We start from the raw sequence: 302 nt of genomic DNA, 5'->3' as shown, positions 1-302 counted from the left end.
AAATTCAAGGAGTCTGTCGCCATCTCGGGCGCGCCTTTCTTTGCTTACTTTCTTTGGCAAGACAAAGAAAGTGAGTCGCCCCCGGCAGGGGGTGAAACAGGCGATGAACCGCCGCGTCAAGCATCAAGCCCCCAAGCTCCCAATTCCGAACTCAACACGCGGAGCTTTTTGCTCGGCGTCCCGAGCTCAGAGCTCGACGCATGGAGCTTTTTGCTCGGCGCCCCAAGCTCGGAGCTCGACACACGGAGCTTTTTGCTCGGCGTCCCGAGCTCGGAGCTCGACGCATGGAGCTTTTTGCTCGA

1 pseudogene is annotated in these 302 nt (G+C 58.6%); it reads left to right on the top strand.

Annotation, left to right across the window (positions count from 1 at the left end):
• A pseudogene (locus ACCD03_RS25525) lies at nucleotides 1-302 on the top strand (hypothetical protein); the annotation flags it as partial.

It is taken from the genome of Ralstonia sp. Ralssp135 (assembly GCF_047304345.1).
Taxonomy (GTDB): domain Bacteria; phylum Pseudomonadota; class Gammaproteobacteria; order Burkholderiales; family Burkholderiaceae; genus Ralstonia; species Ralstonia chuxiongensis.
This window is presented reverse-complemented; position numbering and strand designations above follow the sequence as displayed.